Raw genomic sequence first — 13,032 nt, 5'->3', positions numbered from 1 at the left:
CGCCCGGCACCGGGTGCGGGGGCATCAGGCCGCGTCAGGGCGGCCGTTGGCGGTGGCGATGGCATGCAGGAGTAGGCTGAGGTTGGTGGCGTCCAGGCCGGTGACCGCGTCGCCGAGGCGGACCGAGACGCGGTCACAGGCAAGGGCGGCGGCGAAGCCGAGGATGCGCAGTTCGCTGCCGGAACCGATCAAGGTCAGTTCGTTGACGGCATCGGCGATGGTGGGCCAGTCGAGGTCGTAGACCTCGCCGGTCTCATCGGTGACCATCAGGTCCTCGCGTCCGGCGATGCGGGGCAGCCAGATGCCGTGCGTGGCGAGCAGGTCGACGGCGGCCGTCATCGTGGGGTTGCCGTCTGCGGTCTGCCGCAGCACCCCTTCCAGTTCCTCGGCCGTCCAGCTGTCGTCGGCGTACCAGGGGCAGTCGCGTTCGTCGTGGTCGACGCCGGTCTCATTGCCGTCGGTGTCGCCGCAGTGCTCGCAGAACATCAGAAGCGTCCTTCCTGATCGGGGTAGTCGGGGCCGTCGCTCGGGTCGTAGCCGGGCGGGAACGTGCCCGGCGGGGGCTCGGGCAGGGATGCGGCCAGGGACGGGCCGATCGCGTCGATGAACGTCTGGTCGGCGTCGGGGATGTCGGCGTACAGGGCCAGGGCGCCGAGCATGAGCACGGTGCGGTGGAAGTCCTCGATGTGCTCGCACATGGGAGGCGTTCTCCTCTGTTTCGGGCATGGCTCGGGTAGGGACTTGGCGCGATGCGGTCGCGCCGACCGATGGAGGGGGAGAGATCAGGCCGTAGCGGGAGCGGCCTTGGACAGCGGGGCGGAGGCCGGGGTGAGGGAACCGACGACGGGCCGGAAGGGTGCGAGGGCGGGCAGGTCCGGGGTGCGGTCGGCGTGCTTGTTGCAGAGGTTCACGGCCTGGCGCAGCGTGGTGTGCGGGGCGCGGATGCGGGCCCAGCCGCCGGAGGCGTCGCCGGTGACAGCGATGCCGGGGGTCTCGGTGGGGATCTGGACCGCGGCGAGGACGGCGTCCGGGCCGATGTCGCCGAAGGCCATGTTCGCGGAGGACTCGTCGTTGACGCGGTGGGCGGTGCGGCCGGTGAGCTGGGCGCGGAGCATGGTGATGCCCTTGCCGAGTTCGGAGCCGAAGCGCTGCCCGCAGATCTCCAGGTAGATCCCTGAGGCGCGGCCCAGCTGGGCGAGCCGGACGAGAGCGGTGATGATCCGGTCCCGGCGCTTCTCCTCCTCCTTGCTCGCGTAGAGGGCGAGTTCGGCGACCTCGTCGACCAGGACCACGATGGGCACCGGCCGCAAGTGGTCGGGCAGGTCCCAGATGTCGGCGGCGATCTCCGCGTCCGGGACGTTCACCGTAATGCGTTGTTCGGCGCGGATGAGTTGGTAGACGTTCTCCATGTGCGTGACGAGTGCTTCGAGGAGGTCGAGGGCGTCGTCGGGGTTGTCGGCGAGCGCGGAGAACCGGCGGGCGAGCGGGAAGAGTTCCACCCCCTGTTTGCAGTCGATGCCGACGAGCGCGACGTCCATCGGGGCGAGACCGGCGACCAGGTTCCGCTGGTAGACGGACTTGCCGGACTCGGTGGCGCCGAGGGTGAGCCCGTGGGGGACGGTCCGGTAGTCGCGGTAGTGGACCGAGCCGTCCTCGCGCAGGGCGACCGGGACCCGCATCGGGGCCGGGTCGGTCCTGGCGGGCATCTGGACCCGCTTGAGCACGTCGTAGCCGGTCATCCGCAACTCGACCACACCGGAGCGCAGTTCACGGGAGGTCACCCCGTACAGGCCGAAGGAGTGGCGCAGCCGGTCGGGGGCCGCAGCGATGTCGAAGGCGTCCTGGCCGGGGCGGAGCTTGAGCCGTAAGACCAGGCCGGTACGCGTCGGACGCAGACGCAGGATGCGAGGCGCCCGGGACTCCGGAACCGGCCGGTTGGCGATCCGGGCGAGGCGCCAGCGCGAGGGCGGGACCGTCAGTCCGCACGCATCCATGACCGAGACATAGCGGACCAGGACCCGCAGCGCGGCGAAGGTGACCCCAAAGGTCATCCAGTACCAGGCGGGGCGCCGCCACCGCAGAAGACCTGCGATGACGACGACCAGCAGCAGCGCGACCGTGAACCAGGTCATGATCAGGCCGCCTTGGGCTTCGAGGCACCGGCGGCGAGCGAGGTGAGGGCGACCGCGCGGAAGCTGATGCCGTGCTTCTTCTGGCCCTTGAACTCGTTCTCCCACGGCCGGGCGACCAGGCCGGTCAGCGCGACCGGGGTACCCATGGCCAGCTCACCGGAGATGTCCGGCTCGGCCACCGTGACGGTCACGACCTCGGCGTTGCCGTTCATCACGAACAGCACGTCGACCGTGACGAGCGTGTGGCCGGTGTCGATGTCGGTGGCGATCTCGCCGGTACGGCGGTCCTTCACCTTGGGCTGCGGGGGCTGGGCAACCATCAAGGTTGCACCGTTCGTGTCGACGGGAATCTGACGCACAGCAGATCACTCCTCTATAGAGGCTGGACTCCATCACTCATGTATATGAGTGACATGAAGAAGAGTGCATGACTCCTGTATATGAGTCAACCCGCCGCGAAGAAGAACTCGCGACGGGCCGAGGGGAGTTGAGAGAGCGTCAGTCGGCGGCGGGGATCCTGTACTCGAATACGAACTGGTCAGCAGCCATGAGCGTGTCGCAGACCTCGACCACGCGGCCCTCGGTCGTACGCGCCTCACGGATCAGGTGGATCACCGGGGCGCCAGGACTGAGCGCCAGCTCGGACGACTCAGCCTTGGAGGCCGGGCGCCCCTGGAGCGTCTCAACGAACTCCGCGAACTCGTGCCCGTGGTCTTCGAGTCGGGCGTAGATGCCGCCACCGCCGGGGTTCTCGGCGAACAGCTCGGGGATGTCCTTCACCACGTCCCATGGAAGGTACGACGTCGCGGTCTCAACGGGCGTGCCGTTGCGGAAGTAGAGGCGTCGCCGGGCCAGCACCTGAGTGCCGGCGGGGACGCCCAACCGCTGGGCCGCATCCTCCGGGGCCTCCATGGGCCCGATGTACAGAACGCTCACCTTGGCCGTGGCATCGGATTGCTCGGACTCGGCGAGATACGCGGCCTTACCGCCCTGCCGAAGCGAGCGCCGGAAGCGATCCGACGACCGATGCCCCACAGGTGGCCGATCCTTCACGATCGAGCCCTTGCCGTGCCGGGTCTCAACGAGCCCACTCGCCCGCACCTCGACCATGGCCTTACGAATCGTCCCGCCCGAGACGCCGTAGCGCTCGACCAGCTCGGACTCACTCGGCACCATGTCGCCAGGCTTGAGGACGCCCGCCCGGATCTGCTGCACGATCTCGTCGGCGATCTGTACGTACCGAGGTGCGGACCTCTCTGCTCCTACCGCGGTTCCCATAGTCTTCTCTGCCTCCTATGCTCCTGTACATGAGTAGATCACAGGAAGCAACCTCGATGCCGCTGCACTCCGTATCTGTGGCCGGAGTAGTGGTGCGCGAGGACGGACGCCTCCTGGCGATTCGCCGCGCCGACAATGGCACTTGGGAGCTCCCTGGCGGCGTACTCGAACTCGACGAGGCCCCCGAGACCGGTGTAGCCCGCGAGGTCCTGGAGGAGACAGGCATCCACGTTGAGGTGGACCAGCTCACCGGGGTCTACAAGAACACGACGAGGGGTATCGTCGCCCTGGTCTTCCGGTGCAAGCCGTCAGGCGGCACCGAGCGCACGTCCAGCGAGTCAACCGCGGTCGACTGGCTCACGCCCGAAGAGGTCTCCGAGCGGATGGCCGAGGTCTTCGCGATCCGGCTCCTAGACGCCTTGGACGGCAACGGCCCTCACGTACGAAGCCACGACGGCAAGCGCCTCATCCCAGCGGGATAGAACTTTCTCTACTTCATCAAGGCCCGCGCACGGCGCGGGCGCGCGCCGCCTCTGCGGCGCGGCCTGCCTCCTGTCTTCGCCCCGGCTGGCCGCGCCCGGCGGCGCGCTACGTGCAAGCGGGCAAGGGCGGGGACATCATCCGCGGGCACAAGATGATGCCTCCGGCGGGGGATCGGCCGGCACCGGGATGGGGGGCGCCGTTCCCGACTGCGGGCCCGTAGTGGCGTGCGGAGTAATCGTCAAGACCTGTGGACTGGGGAGTTAGAAGAAGCCGATCGTGTCCTTGAGGAGACGAAGGGCTTTTGCGCGGTATGTGGCGCTGTCGCGCCAGGTCTTCTCTGCCTGCACGCTGGTGATCGTGACGCCTGCCCTCCCGGCCGAGTTCTTTGCGGGCGCCAGGTGGCCGCAGGCGATGAGTGCGCCGATGCGAAAGAGAGCGATGCCCAGTTGGCGGGCGGCCTCGGGCTGGGACAGCCAGACATCGTCTGCCACCTGGGGAACCCGCAGGAGCTTGGGGTAGCGGCGCTCGTTGCTCGGTGTCATCAGGCGGCCCCCGCTTCGGAGCGTTCGACGAGGTGACCGTTCTCGAAGCGGGCGCCGTTGCGGACGAGGGCAACGAGGTGAGGTGCGGTAATCGCGCGCCAGCGGGCCTGGGCGGACTCGACGAGCTTGAACACCATCGCCAGGGCCGCGACCGGGCTGCCGGCCCCGCGGGTGACCTTGGTCCGCAGCTTCACGGTGCTGAAAGTGCTCTCGATGGGGTTTGTCGTGCGCAGGTGCACCCAGTGCTCGGCGGGGAAGTCGTAGAACGCGAGGAGCTCGTCGGTCTCGTCGGCGACCTTCTTGGCCGCCTTCGGCCATTTGACGCCGTAAGCGTGCTCGAAGTCCTTGACCGCCTTCTCGGCATGGTCGCGGTCCTCGGCGTTGTAGATCTCCTGCAAGGCCTTCTTCGCGCCGGGCTGGGCCGACTTCGGCAGCGCGTTCATGACATTGCGGACCTTGTGAACCCAGCATCTCTGGTGCCTGGCCTGCGGAAATACCTCCGCCAGGGCCCGCCATAGGCCCATCGCACCATCCCCGACGACGAGTTCGGGATCGCGCATGCCGCGCCGGCGGCAGTCGCGTAGCAGATCCGCCCACGACTCGGTCGATTCACGCAGCCCCTCGGCCAGCGCGATGAGTTCCTTGCGGCCGTCGGGGCGCACGCCCATCAAGACCAGGACACAGGAGTGGGCCTGGCCGAGGCGGACCTTGGGGTGGACGCCGTCGGCCCACACGTAGACGTAGTCGGAATCCGACAGGTCGCGGGCCTGGAAGGCGGTGTGGTCCTCGGCCCACTGCTTCGTCAGCCGGGTCACCGTCGCCGGCGAGAGGCCGGCCGAAGAGCCCAGGAACTGCTCCATCGCGGGCACGAAATCCCCGGAGGACAGTCCGTGAAGGTAGAGCAGGGGCAGGACCTCGCTGACCTTCGGAGACTTCCGGCACCACGGCGCAAGGATCTTCGACGAGAACCGCTTGCGCTCACCCGTCTCCACGTCGACACGCTTGTCATTCACGCGAGGCACCTTCACAGCGACCGACCCGGCCGCGGTGGTCACCTTCCGTTCAGGGTGATGACCGTTGCGGACCACCAGACGACGACCGGCCTCGTCCCGCTCACCGGCCAACTCGGCTATGTACTGGTTGACTTCGGCCTCCAGGGCCGCGGCGAGCATCCGCCGGGCACCCTCACGGACAATGTCGTCCATCAGGGATCCGGTCTCGGTGGTTCCCTCGTCGTTGACTACGCTGAGCACGGGCGTGCCTTCCCGACCCGCGGTGCAACGCGGGTCTACTCGGTGACCATCAATCGATCACTCGGGAAGGTACGCCCTCCGCATTCCGCGAGGCACCCCTCCCGAGGCCGATCCACAGGTCTCGAGCATTGCTCTGGCGTGCGTGGGGAGCTCCCATCCCGTCCACCGTCGACCCAGGCAGAGCCGAGCAGACGCGGCCCCTGGCGTCCAGGTCGTTCGTACAGTGGCGCGCTCCACCTGGACGCCAGGAACCACGCCCGCTCCACGGTGTGTGGGTCGACGGCGGACGGGATGGGAGCTGGGCGAAGTGGTGGGTGGAGGTCAGCTGAGAGCGTCTGAGGGTTTCCCATCGGAGCACGGCCTGCGAGCATGTACGTTCTCGGTCTCCGACAGGAGACCGACCGTGGAGGAGGCCCGTGAAGCGGCGGCTTGCCCAGTTCGGAGTCATCTTTCTGGGCATCGAGGCGTGGGTAGCCCTTCGCGACACAACTTCAGTTGTTTCGTTGGTGATCGGCTGCGTGTGCATCGCAATACTTGCTTGTTGCTTCGCTCTCCGTGTCTGGAGAGAGATCCAGACCATCAAGGACGACAACAAGCAGGCCCGGGACCGCCAGGAAGCGCGCAGGCGCGAGCAACAGTGGTGATTCGCTGACCGGCCTGCGACGATCGTCAAGCCCGCGTGAGACTCCACCAACCTCAGCGCCATCTGGACGGGGGTCTGCGGACACTCGCGATCCGACCTAGCGGTGCGGGAAGGTGGCCACGCCCCGCAGGACAGTTCCAATCGAGAAGAGGACGATCCCCACTAGGAGCAGATCCAGCGAGACGCCTTCCAACAGCGAGGCACCGTCCGACGCCATGAGGAAGAACACGCAGATACAGAAGAAGCCACTCCCCGAAAGGATGTGGCCGAGCCCGTGGGCCACAGGGCGCAGGACCCGGCCTCGCTCCCATGGGTGGATCCAGCCGGTGGCGAGCCCCGCCACGCCACACCCCACCACGCCCAGAGCGCTGGCCATCAACACCAATAGGACCACGTAGTTCATCGCCCCTCCCGGCGGCATCGTGGCACACGAACATCGCCTCCGGTGACCTCACCGCCTAGGAAAGCGCCGACGGCTCATTCAGGCCCCAGGAGCGGCTCCGGATCGCTACAAGCGCGGGAGGAGGGTACATGTGCCCCCCGCGTGCCCCGATCAGGCAGCGACCAGCAGGGAACAACGGGGAACGTCGGCGAGCGCCCCAAGAACGCGCAGGTCACCGTCTGGCGAGGTCAGGCCAGTCGCGGTTACGCGATCTTCCAAACTAGCTACGCGGGTTCTATTCCTGTCGCCCGCTCCATATGGCGTGGGGCCAGGCCAGAGATTCGATCTTCTGCCTGGCCCTACCACGTGTCTGGGGGCGCGTGCACGCCAGTGAGCGACGGGAGCATCCGCACCATCGCCCGATCTCTCTCGCTCAGCCGATGTCGAAGGAGGCGATGACGCGGGCGGGGGCGCGGAGGGTGGTTCCGGCGGGGGCGCGTTCGATCAGGATGTTGGCACTCGGGCCGGGGCCCCTGCCGTGGTAGCTCCAGACAGGTCCCATGAGAGCTGGGCCGCACAGCCCGTCGGGCATCTCGCGGCCGCCCTCACCCAGCGCGTATGCGCTGCCGTAGTTCTCGTCGAACAGGGACTCCCCGTCCGGGACGAGTCCTGCGCGGTGCAGATAGTCCGGCATCTGGTCGCTCAGGAAGGAGACCTCAGCGAAGCCATTCTTCGTGATGTAGTGGACGTCTGTGGCGTCGGCGGGGATCGGTACGCCCCCGAGCGCGATCTTCCCTGTCAACGCGGCGTCGCTGCCCTCACAGGCGCGGGCGTCCCCGAACGGGTGGGACAAATCGTCCTGGAATAGCCAGAACACGCCTCCTGCCACCACGGCGAGGAAGGCGAGGCCGGCGACCATGACCGCCGGACTCGGCAGTCTCCGTCGCCGTATGAAGCCCTCGCGATCCAAGTCGCCCGCGCCCTCCGGGTACGCAGTTTCGTTCATCTCGTCCGAAACGACGCTCCCGGCGCCCGCTTCTGCATCACCCATGAAAGCCCCCTCAGTCTGCCCGCACGTGATCACCGGCAGCATAGGTGACACCAACAACGCGAATGCCCAGCATTCCCAGGTGACTTCAGCCGCAGGTGGCAAGCCCGCCTGCATTGCTTCGGGACGAGGCGGTCGCGTGCCACAGCCGTGCCACTTCGTGCGGTGAGTCACGGTCAACGACGGCTCCCCGCAGTCGAGATGCATCGTTGAGCTGGGCTGGCTCTACAGCCGGAGTGACCTGCGCATCACTGCTGCCGATCACACCCACCCTTACAAGGCGGATGTCGGCGGTTCGAAACCGTCCGCGCCCACCAGGGAAAAGGCCCCCAGCCGATCATGGCTGGGGGTCTTTGACATCCAGAAGACAACTCAGCAGCAGCTCAGTGTGCGGACGGTGCTGACGCGGACGATGCCCTCCGATACGGTCCCGGGCCTATGGCGAATGACAACGGTGTGCCGGAGAAGGTGGCGTGGGTCCTGGTTCGGGACGACCGGGTGTTGGTGACGCGTAGTCACGGCAGAGATCGCTTCTACTTCCCGGGCGGTCATCGTGAGCCGGGCGAGTCGGACAGCGAGACCCTGGTGCGGGAGATCGACGAGGAACTGCAGGCAGCGATCGACCCTGATTCCATGGTGCGCTTCGGCACTTTCGAGATCGGCGAGGGCCATCCGGAGCACGGCCCCTTCCGGATGATCTGTTACACCGCCGATCACCGCGGTGAGCTGATCCCATCGCGGGAGATCGCTGAGAAGGCGTGGTTCCGCTACGCCGATCGGGACCGGGTCTCGGCCGTGGACGAGATGGTCTTCGATGCGCTTCACGAGGCCGGGCGGCTTTCCTGATCCCGTGACCGCTGTACAGCAGCGAAGTACAGCAACCACCGTGAGCGCAGCCGACCACAGCCGGCCTCAGATGTCTGTCTGCCGGACGAGCAGACCTCATCGACCGTCCTGCCGGTAGTTCGCATCGAGGGGACACCTGTCGTTCACATTCGCGTCTGCCCCGCTGCGCGGCCTACGGTCCTCGCCCGGCGGCCCGGCCGGGTGAGGCCAGGACCCCAAAAGCCTTCGCACCTGCTCGCCTCGCCCGGTACGGTCTCGAGCGTGTTCCCACTGCGGGGAGCCCAAGAGCTCCGCGCGCGGCCGCCCCGGCAGTTCCCACGCTGAGAGTAGGTTTCGTCAATGGCATGTCGTATCAGTGAGCTCGTGCTCGGTTGCCGCGACCCCGAGGTGCTGGCGCGGTTCTGGTGCGAGGTCCTGGACTTCGTCGTGCTCGATCGCGAAGAGGACGGCAGCCTCGAGATCGGGCCGCGCGAAGGGTTCGGCGGCCCGCAGCCGACAATCTTCCTCAGCCGCAGGGACGAGCCGGAGCCGGGGAAGTCCCGGCTGCACATCGACGTCAACGCCACCGACCGCGATCAGGACGCCGAGCTCGAACGCCTCCTGAAGCTCGGGGCGCGTCCAGCCGACATCGGCCAGACCGGCGAGGAGCAGTGGCACGTTCTTGCCGACCCCGAGGGCAATGAGTTCTGCCTGCTCAAGGCCCGCCTCAACCCGCTCTGACGGCGCTTTTTCCCCGGTGCGGCCCCAGTACGCTGTGTCGGGTTTGTCAAGAGCGCCCCTGTTCGCTGACACCAGCACCTGACACCAACAGGGCCGGACAACGGCGGACACCGCCGAACTTCGACGGACAGGCAGTCGAGGCGGGAGACGAGTTGGCCGACGTTCCAGGGGCCCCAGGATCGACCTGGTCGAGATGAGGCCGGACTGCAAAGCCGGCGTGGAGCCGTCACCAGTCGACGGACGGCACTACGCCGACCACGCCAGGGTCGTGGGTAGGGCGGACCTCGATCGGACGGCCACCATGATGCGGCGGCTCTATCCGGGCTGGGAGAGGTGCTCCGGGAGCTGGGAGGGGAAGTCGATCATCACCCTCTGATCACCGATGGCGCCCCCAAGCCCGGCCAACCGGCTGCGTACGCCGTCCCCTTCGGGGGGACACGCCGTCCCAGAGATTCGAGCCCTCGCACTCCTCGATCTCAGTGGCAGTCGAAGCGCCAGTCCCACGGGAGGCCGGGGCACTGGCGGCTATGGAAGAAGTGGACGCCACCACAGTCGCCCAACTGAATGTCGCCGGTGATGGTCAGAAGGTGCTCCATGCGGTGTCCGCTCTCGCAGTTCGGCCAGTCGGCAGGCTGCGTCCAGGCGGGCCAGCTGCCGACCTTCGTCCCGATGACGTTGGAGTCGGGTGGCCACATGGAACCGCCCGTCGGCAAGCCCCGAAACCACTGCGCCTGCCGGGGCACTGGCCGCGAATGCGCGCAGCTTCCCAAGCAGAGAGGGCCCGGCGCTGTTGGGTCAGGGCAGCGCTGAGCCGTTCGTCGGCGAGTCGGCGCCTGGGCTCGCCCGGTGTCGTTGGTCGGCCCACTGGCGGAGCTCCTCGTCACCAACATTCTCGATTGCCGCCAGCAGATCTTGCCTGGATTCCTCACCTCGGTCGGCGGCTGGGAGCAACTGATAGCGGTTAATGGCTTTCCGTAGGCCCTCTCGTGACTGGGCCGCCAACACATAGCGTGGCCCATGAGCAAACACCTGCCGGAAACCGGTGAAGAACAACGCTCCGCCGGCGATCAGAGCTGTCATCCACGCCGGAGCGTGGAGTCCCGCTGCCACCACGGTGGACGAGGAGGTGGCGAGGGCACCCAGCTCGGTCAGGCGGTGCCACCTTCGAGCCGAGTTGCGCACCTGCTCATAGAAGGCCAGTTCATCCTGGGCCAGCGCAAGCAACGGATCTGGGGCAGTTGCCCAGGGGGCGGCGTCTGGTGTCTGTCGGCGCATGGCCCAATGGTGTCCTCACGACGCACGACACGGAGCGGGTTGCCCGGAATCGGGCTTACAAGATTCTTGGCCACACCGCGGTGCCGACACCGGAGGCCGCATCCGACCCGGACCAGGACACCTCGCAAGTGGCGGAGCCACACGGGACGGAGCGGCCGCCGGAGGACGTGCTGGCCGCACTGGCCGTCCTGGGCAGGCGGCCGAGAGACTGGGCGGACACTCGGGTGGACCTGGGACGCGCCTGTCTACGGGGAGTCGGCCTGCGGGGCGGGAACTTCCGGGGGGCGGATCTCAGAAACGCCGACCTTCGGCAAGCCAACCTCCAAGATATGGACCTTCAGGGCGCGGACCTCTCGGACGCGAACCTCGAGGGCGCGCAGTTGTCCGGTGCGGGGCTTCAGGGCGCGGATCTCCGGGACGCCAGTCTCTGGGGCGTGGACCTACGGCGGGCGAACCTCCGCGGAGCGGACCTCCGACGAGCCGGCCTCCGGGGGGCGGACCTGGGAATGCGGACCTCCAAGACACGCAATTCTGGAAGGCGGATCTCCGGAACGCACAGTTCCGTGGGGCAAGGCTCCGGGGAGCGATTCTCCAACGCGCGAACCTGCGGAACGCCCATCTCCGGGGCGCCGACCTGTCCGAAGCCGAGCTTGTGGCTGCAGATCTCAAGCACGCGGACCTCCGCGGAGCGAATCTCAGGCACCGGGAACTTCCTGAAGCGAGCCTCTTGGACGCAGACCTCTCTCGCGCGCATCTCGGGTACGCGAATCTCTGGCACGCGGACCTTCGGGGCGCGAGCCTTCACAAAGCGGACCTCCAGCATGCGGACGCCCAAGGCGCGGATCTTCGAGGCGCGGACCTCACAGGTGCCTGTCTCCAGCACGCGGACCTCTCGGGCGCGGGATTCCGGAACGCCCGGCTCCAGGACGCGGATCTTCGGCACGCGAACCTTGCGGAAGCGGACATGCGTCGGGTCGAGGGACTGGAGGCCGCTCAGGTTGCTTGCGCACTGCTGGACGGCAGAACCGGCCTACCGGCGGACGTCGCAGCGGATCCCCGTGTCAAGGAACGCATTCGGGCATCCGAAGAACGCCCACCACAGTGACCTACCTGCCGAACGGCGGTGGATCGCGTGTGCCCGACGCGGGTGGTGATCGCTGCGGGCGGAGTTCGGGGCGTGCATGGCGTCACGGGCCTTCGGCCTCGCTGTTCTGCGACGGAGAGGCACAGCGTCGGGGTTCTCGGGGGACGAGTCCCGCGGCGCGAGACCGATGGCGGCACTGGAAGCGCGAGGCCGGGGGAGCGGCGGTGGAGCCAGAAGCAGGAAGGCGGGGGAGCAGCGGTGGACTCCTGTCGGCAGCCGGCCCGAGCTCTCGCCCCTCGGCGGATCGGCGCCACATTCCGATGGGCTCCCTTCCCAGGGGAGCGCATTCGGCTTCACGACGGACTCTCCTGCGCGTGCTTCAGCTTCATGCGGGCGTCGACCGTCTCCGGGGGTGCGATCTCCGACCAGAAGCGGTGGCAGGTCACGAACACGGCGAGCTCGCGCTCGCGCTGTCGGAGCTTCTCCACCTCGGCCTGTTCGTCGGCGGTCCAGCCGGGGGAGGCGGGGCGCTCCACCTTGCGCCAGCCGCCCGAGTCGCTGAAGCCCTCCAGCGGCTCTACGGACCAGGGGAGTCGTTTCAGCAGGGCCAGCAGCTCGGCCCGGACCTGATGCAGCTCCTCCTGACCGGCCAGGAGGTCACTCGGAAAGTCATAGGTCGCAGCCACGCGGCAATGCTACGCCTGTTCGATTTTGGGATGCGAGTTCCTTCCGGGACTTCACGCGAACGGGTGGGCTGGGCGGGCGGCCCCGCAGGTGAGGGCGTTCGTCCCTGGCTGCCCCGGCATACACAGTCCAGGCTGCGCAGTTGAAACTGGACTGAAGGATTTACCGTGATGCGATGGACGAGAACCGTGGTGCCAGGGACGAGAACAACGGGGACGCCGCAGGTGTCTCCGAGTCCGCCGCCCGTGCCGCCCGCGATCTGCGGGTCGCGTTCAGCCGGCTGCGGCGGCGCATCAGGGAAGTCTCCGAGACGGAGGACCTCACGCCCTCCCAGTTGTCCGCACTGACACTGCTCAGCAAGAGCGGGCCCGCCACGACCAGCGGGCTGGCCGCGACCGAGGGGGTCCGGCCGCAGTCCATGGCCGCCACGCTCGCAGCGTTCGACCAGCACGGCCTGATCGCGCGCAGCCCGGACCCGAGTGACGGCCGGCGGCAACTCGTCACGCTGACCGAAGTCGGCCGCGAGCGTGTCGAGGGCACCCGGCAGGCCCGTCAGGAGTGGCTGGCCCAGGCTCTGCACGACCGCTGCACGGAGGCCGAGCGGCAGACCGTCATCGAGGCGATGGCCGTACTGGAACGGCTCACCCGGCCGTGACGCCGAA

General features: G+C 67.9%; 18 protein-coding genes and 1 pseudogene. 7 read left to right on the top strand and 12 right to left on the bottom strand.

The genetic code is table 11. The annotated features are described in order from the left end of the window. Positions 1 to 24: 24 nt before the first annotated feature. The 5 genes from OG390_RS15910 to OG390_RS15890 all read right to left on the bottom strand — a co-directional run bounded on the left by OG390_RS15910 (position 25) and on the right by OG390_RS15890 (position 3,410). Positions 25 to 486, bottom strand: a complete 462-nt coding sequence (locus OG390_RS15910; RefSeq protein WP_406168497.1) for a hypothetical protein — start codon at positions 484 to 486, stop codon at positions 25 to 27. Beyond that, positions 486 to 698 (bottom strand): hypothetical protein, encoded by a 213-nt coding sequence (locus OG390_RS15905; protein WP_406168495.1) that lies wholly within the window; start codon positions 696 to 698, stop codon positions 486 to 488. Before OG390_RS15905 ends, OG390_RS15910 begins: the two co-directional genes overlap by 1 nt. 84 nt (positions 699 to 782) lie before the next feature. After that, positions 783 to 2,132 (bottom strand): FtsK/SpoIIIE domain-containing protein, encoded by a 1,350-nt coding sequence (locus tag OG390_RS15900; RefSeq protein WP_406168493.1) that lies wholly within the window; start codon positions 2,130 to 2,132, stop codon positions 783 to 785. 2 nt (positions 2,133 to 2,134) lie between these two features. Then, positions 2,135 to 2,491 (bottom strand): hypothetical protein, encoded by a 357-nt coding sequence (locus OG390_RS15895; protein ID WP_406168491.1) that lies wholly within the window; start codon positions 2,489 to 2,491, stop codon positions 2,135 to 2,137. 139 nt (positions 2,492 to 2,630) lie between these two features. Continuing rightward, positions 2,631 to 3,410, bottom strand: coding sequence for a GntR family transcriptional regulator (locus OG390_RS15890; RefSeq protein WP_406168490.1), 780 nt, complete (start codon positions 3,408 to 3,410; stop codon positions 2,631 to 2,633). Between the two features lie 17 nt (positions 3,411 to 3,427). On the opposite strand from OG390_RS15890, the gene OG390_RS15885 reads away from it, so the two are divergent. After that, positions 3,428 to 3,892 carry an NUDIX hydrolase gene (locus tag OG390_RS15885; RefSeq protein ID WP_406168488.1) on the top strand — a complete coding sequence of 155 codons (465 nt, stop codon included), beginning with the start codon at positions 3,428 to 3,430 and terminating at the stop codon, positions 3,890 to 3,892. 261 nt (positions 3,893 to 4,153) lie between these two features. Here the strand turns inward: OG390_RS15885 and OG390_RS15880 are convergent, their stop codons facing one another. Continuing rightward, a complete protein-coding gene (locus OG390_RS15880; RefSeq protein ID WP_406168486.1) occupies positions 4,154 to 4,435 on the bottom strand; it encodes a DNA-binding protein in 282 nt (93 codons plus the stop codon). Continuing rightward, a complete protein-coding gene (locus tag OG390_RS15875; RefSeq protein ID WP_406168485.1) occupies positions 4,435 to 5,688 on the bottom strand; it encodes an IS256 family transposase in 1,254 nt (417 codons plus the stop codon). The genes OG390_RS15880 and OG390_RS15875 overlap by 1 nt, the downstream gene beginning before the upstream one ends. Before the next feature lie 416 nt (positions 5,689 to 6,104). Here OG390_RS15875 and OG390_RS15870 point away from each other — a divergent pair, with 416 nt between their 5' ends. After that, positions 6,105 to 6,332, top strand: coding sequence for a hypothetical protein (locus OG390_RS15870; protein WP_406168483.1), 228 nt, complete (start codon positions 6,105 to 6,107; stop codon positions 6,330 to 6,332). Positions 6,333 to 6,428: 96 nt separating this feature from the next. On the opposite strand, the gene OG390_RS15865 is transcribed toward OG390_RS15870, so the two are convergent. Both OG390_RS15865 and OG390_RS15860 read right to left on the bottom strand, forming a co-directional pair. Continuing rightward, entirely contained in the window at positions 6,429 to 6,734 is a 306-nt protein-coding gene (locus tag OG390_RS15865; protein WP_406168481.1) for a hypothetical protein, read from the bottom strand. A gap of 412 nt (positions 6,735 to 7,146) precedes the next feature. Further along, positions 7,147 to 7,764, bottom strand: a complete 618-nt coding sequence (locus OG390_RS15860; protein ID WP_406168479.1) for a hypothetical protein — start codon at positions 7,762 to 7,764, stop codon at positions 7,147 to 7,149. 435 nt (positions 7,765 to 8,199) lie between these two features. On the opposite strand from OG390_RS15860, the gene OG390_RS15855 reads away from it, so the two are divergent. Both OG390_RS15855 and OG390_RS15850 read left to right on the top strand, forming a co-directional pair. Further along, positions 8,200 to 8,607, top strand: a complete 408-nt coding sequence (locus tag OG390_RS15855; RefSeq protein WP_406168477.1) for an NUDIX domain-containing protein — start codon at positions 8,200 to 8,202, stop codon at positions 8,605 to 8,607. A 339-nt stretch (positions 8,608 to 8,946) separates the two neighbouring features. Next, a complete protein-coding gene (locus tag OG390_RS15850) occupies positions 8,947 to 9,327 on the top strand; it encodes a VOC family protein (RefSeq protein ID WP_399074119.1) in 381 nt (126 codons plus the stop codon). 476 nt (positions 9,328 to 9,803) lie between these two features. Here the strand turns inward: OG390_RS15850 and OG390_RS15845 are convergent, their stop codons facing one another. Together OG390_RS15845 and OG390_RS15840 are read right to left on the bottom strand one after the other, a co-directional pair. Next, positions 9,804 to 10,022, bottom strand: a complete 219-nt coding sequence (locus tag OG390_RS15845; protein WP_406168475.1) for a hypothetical protein — start codon at positions 10,020 to 10,022, stop codon at positions 9,804 to 9,806. Between the two features lie 100 nt (positions 10,023 to 10,122). Then, on the bottom strand, positions 10,123 to 10,602 hold the full coding sequence (locus OG390_RS15840) for an SLATT domain-containing protein (protein WP_406168474.1): 480 nt from the start codon (positions 10,600 to 10,602) through the stop codon (positions 10,123 to 10,125). Between OG390_RS15840 and OG390_RS15835 the strand changes: the two are divergent. After that, a pseudogene (locus OG390_RS15835) lies at positions 10,587 to 11,093 on the top strand (pentapeptide repeat-containing protein); the annotation flags it as partial. The gene OG390_RS15840 and the pseudogene OG390_RS15835 sit on opposite strands and share 16 nt — an antisense overlap. Further along, positions 11,030 to 11,707, top strand: a complete 678-nt coding sequence (locus tag OG390_RS15830; protein WP_406177686.1) for a pentapeptide repeat-containing protein — start codon at positions 11,030 to 11,032, stop codon at positions 11,705 to 11,707. The pseudogene OG390_RS15835 and the gene OG390_RS15830, both read left to right, overlap by 64 nt. Before the next feature lie 332 nt (positions 11,708 to 12,039). Here the strand turns inward: OG390_RS15830 and OG390_RS15825 are convergent, their stop codons facing one another. Then, positions 12,040 to 12,372, bottom strand: a complete 333-nt coding sequence (locus OG390_RS15825) for a hypothetical protein (RefSeq protein ID WP_406168472.1) — start codon at positions 12,370 to 12,372, stop codon at positions 12,040 to 12,042. Between the two features lie 173 nt (positions 12,373 to 12,545). Here OG390_RS15825 and OG390_RS15820 point away from each other — a divergent pair, with 173 nt between their 5' ends. Next, positions 12,546 to 13,025: a MarR family winged helix-turn-helix transcriptional regulator gene (locus tag OG390_RS15820; RefSeq protein ID WP_406168470.1), complete on the top strand. Its 480-nt coding sequence runs from the start codon at positions 12,546 to 12,548 to the stop codon at positions 13,023 to 13,025. The last annotated feature ends 7 nt before the right edge of the window (positions 13,026 to 13,032 follow it).

The sequence above is a fragment of the Streptomyces sp. NBC_00996 genome, assembly GCF_045162675.1.
GTDB lineage: Bacteria > Actinomycetota > Actinomycetes > Streptomycetales > Streptomycetaceae > Streptomyces.
This window is presented reverse-complemented; position numbering and strand designations above follow the sequence as displayed.

Excerpts from the sequence above, each read along its gene's own strand:
- OG390_RS15910 (WP_406168497.1), bottom strand. The coding sequence starts at position 486 with ATGTTCTGCGAGCACTGCGGCGACACCGACGGCAATGAGACCGGCGTC.
- OG390_RS15845 (WP_406168475.1), bottom strand. The coding sequence starts at position 10,022 with ATGTGGCCACCCGACTCCAACGTCATCGGGACGAAGGTCGGCAGCTGG.
- OG390_RS15840 (WP_406168474.1), bottom strand. The coding sequence starts at position 10,602 with ATGCGCCGACAGACACCAGACGCCGCCCCCTGGGCAACTGCCCCAGAT.
- OG390_RS15890 (WP_406168490.1), bottom strand. The coding sequence starts at position 3,410 with ATGGGAACCGCGGTAGGAGCAGAGAGGTCCGCACCTCGGTACGTACAG.
- OG390_RS15860 (WP_406168479.1), bottom strand. The coding sequence starts at position 7,764 with ATGGGTGATGCAGAAGCGGGCGCCGGGAGCGTCGTTTCGGACGAGATG.
- OG390_RS15820 (WP_406168470.1), top strand. The coding sequence starts at position 12,546 with ATGGACGAGAACCGTGGTGCCAGGGACGAGAACAACGGGGACGCCGCA.
- OG390_RS15855 (WP_406168477.1), top strand. The coding sequence starts at position 8,200 with ATGGCGAATGACAACGGTGTGCCGGAGAAGGTGGCGTGGGTCCTGGTT.
- OG390_RS15900 (WP_406168493.1), bottom strand. The coding sequence starts at position 2,132 with ATGACCTGGTTCACGGTCGCGCTGCTGCTGGTCGTCGTCATCGCAGGT.
- OG390_RS15885 (WP_406168488.1), top strand. The coding sequence starts at position 3,428 with ATGCTCCTGTACATGAGTAGATCACAGGAAGCAACCTCGATGCCGCTG.
- OG390_RS15865 (WP_406168481.1), bottom strand. The coding sequence starts at position 6,734 with ATGAACTACGTGGTCCTATTGGTGTTGATGGCCAGCGCTCTGGGCGTG.
- OG390_RS15905 (WP_406168495.1), bottom strand. The coding sequence starts at position 698 with ATGTGCGAGCACATCGAGGACTTCCACCGCACCGTGCTCATGCTCGGC.
- OG390_RS15880 (WP_406168486.1), bottom strand. The coding sequence starts at position 4,435 with ATGACACCGAGCAACGAGCGCCGCTACCCCAAGCTCCTGCGGGTTCCC.
- OG390_RS15850 (WP_399074119.1), top strand. The coding sequence starts at position 8,947 with ATGGCATGTCGTATCAGTGAGCTCGTGCTCGGTTGCCGCGACCCCGAG.